At 49.7% G+C, this 1881-nt stretch carries 3 protein-coding genes; 2 read left to right on the forward strand and 1 reads right to left on the reverse strand.

Annotated features, from left to right (window positions below; translation table 11 throughout):
• Positions 1-138: 138 nt before the first annotated feature.
• The gene (locus DA1_RS30155; RefSeq protein ID WP_162269896.1) at positions 139-1095 is read right to left on the reverse strand and encodes a DUF2971 domain-containing protein; all 957 of its coding nucleotides are present in this window, start codon (positions 1093-1095) and stop codon (positions 139-141) included.
• A gap of 89 nt (positions 1096-1184) precedes the next feature.
• Here DA1_RS30155 and DA1_RS29235 point away from each other — a divergent pair, with 89 nt between their 5' ends.
• Both DA1_RS29235 and DA1_RS29240 read left to right on the forward strand, forming a co-directional pair.
• Complete coding sequence (locus DA1_RS29235) at positions 1185-1541, forward strand: hypothetical protein (protein WP_034394432.1); 357 nt, start codon at positions 1185-1187, stop codon at positions 1539-1541.
• Complete coding sequence (locus tag DA1_RS29240; protein ID WP_230590868.1) at positions 1534-1878, forward strand: hypothetical protein; 345 nt, start codon at positions 1534-1536, stop codon at positions 1876-1878. The genes DA1_RS29235 and DA1_RS29240 overlap by 8 nt, the downstream gene beginning before the upstream one ends.
• Positions 1879-1881: the final 3 nt, after the last annotated feature.

The raw sequence follows: 1881 nt of genomic DNA on the forward strand, positions 1-1881 counted from the left end.
AAATCGTGGACATGCTGGGCAACATGGTGACGACGCTGAACAACCAGATCCGTGCCAGCGGCAGCTACAGCGGTACCGAGCGGGATGTGACGGATTGGGACTCCTTAATCGGTGGATAAATAAATAAAATCTAAGTGATTAATCCGTGGAGGCGATTTTAATGTGTTCCATATCTTCAAATTCCTCAAGAATGGATAGGGCGCGGCGTGGAAGATCGCACTCTTGTGAGTAATATTCGACATCTATGCTTGCCTTGAATATTTCGAAACTCTTTGGGCGTTGCTGCATGATATAAAAATCTGGAGCTGGATCCCTTCCATTAAGAGAGCGTGCTATTGAATGTATGACTTCTGGGGGTGTTCTTAAGCCGAAAATGATTTCCGCTATATCGAATGGAGAATCCTGTAATCCGACTTCTCCGATTAATCTATATTCTTGTTCGTAGCTCCATGCAGAGGCTTTGCGAAGCAAAACAGCTTCATCAACGCGAATCATTGCTGCTTTATTTTCCTTAGTCATATCGTAAATATCGGATGCTTTTACTATTGGAGATGAGTTATATTTTACTTGATGTAAGTTGCTGATTTTTTCTAGATCAACACTATATCCTATACAGAATCCCGTATGATTTTTTGCGTAGTGACTCCACATTAAATGACACTCGGATTTTTCTGATAAAGAAAATATTCCTTTATTATATATTTTGAGCAATTCGAAATTCAGATATCTATTTAAGGAGTTTTCTATGTATTCTATTGGTTTACAGTCTAACTCAGGATCTGTAGACATATAATCGATGTAGTCCAAAATCCGATTGCCTTCGCTTTGTGCTATTCTCAGCAACTTATTTTCTAAGTTTTGGGTTTTTATTTTTAATATTTTTGCGGCAGAGTTTAGTTTTGATATGGCGTTGTTCTCAATTAATTTGGCCAGAGTGAATTTCATTTGGCCAATTTCTATATCATTTTCTATTTCTGGCTTGCACTCCAGTGGGTCATTGAAATTTTCTGGCGAAGATAGGAAGATTCGGTCCGATATAAGAGCAGATAGTGACAATTCGTCGAATTGTCGATACTTATATAAAGTTTTTTTCATGGTCGTCTCAATGAGCAAAAGGTACATGTTACTCACATGCCCCCGGCTAGGGTTCGCTTCTGCGGGCGCTGGCCGGGACACTGCGGGGCATGACCAAGCCGGCCAATCTCAAACTGCAGATCTACCAGGGCGCGACGTTTCGCAAGCGCCTGCGCTGGCTCAACCCCGACAAGACACCCATCGACCTGACGGGCTGCACGGCCCGCATGCAGGTGCGCGAAGAAGTCGAGTCCACGGCCGCGCTGCTGGAACTGACCACCGAGAACGGCCGGATCGCCCTTGGTGGCCCTGCCGGCACCGTGGATCTGCTGGTGGATGCGGGAACCACCGCGGCCATCGCCTGGACCGGCGGGGTGTTCGATCTGGAAATCGTCCACCCCGGCGGCGAGGTCACGCGCCTGGCCCAAGGCTCCTGCTGCGTGAGCCCGGAGGTCACCCGTGACTGATTTTCTGATCGTCCAAGAGGTCGAGATCCTGGCGGAAGAGGCGCAGGACTCGGTGCTGGTCGAGCAGGTCGAGGAAATCGAAATTCTGGCCCTGGCGGAGCAGGGGCCTCCTGGCCCCCAGGGGCCGCCTGGCGGCGGAGCCGGTGCGACCTACACGCATCTCCAAGGCATCGCGGCATCCGTCTGGACCGTCGCTCACAACCTGGGCCGCTACCCCTCCATCACCGTCGTGGACAACCTTGGCGGCCAGCTCTACCCCGATGTCCGGTACATGGACGCCGACATTGCCCAGATCACCCACAGCGTGCCTTTGACGGGCCGCGCCTATTGCAATTGAGGG

The sequence above is a fragment of the Delftia acidovorans NBRC 14950 genome (assembly GCF_001598795.1).
GTDB classification, from domain to species: Bacteria; Pseudomonadota; Gammaproteobacteria; order Burkholderiales; family Burkholderiaceae_C; genus Comamonas; species Comamonas acidovorans.

Excerpts from the sequence above, each read along its gene's own strand:
- DA1_RS29235 (WP_034394432.1), top strand. The coding sequence starts at position 1,185 with ATGACCAAGCCGGCCAATCTCAAACTGCAGATCTACCAGGGCGCGACG.
- DA1_RS30155 (WP_162269896.1), bottom strand. The coding sequence starts at position 1,095 with ATGAAAAAAACTTTATATAAGTATCGACAATTCGACGAATTGTCACTA.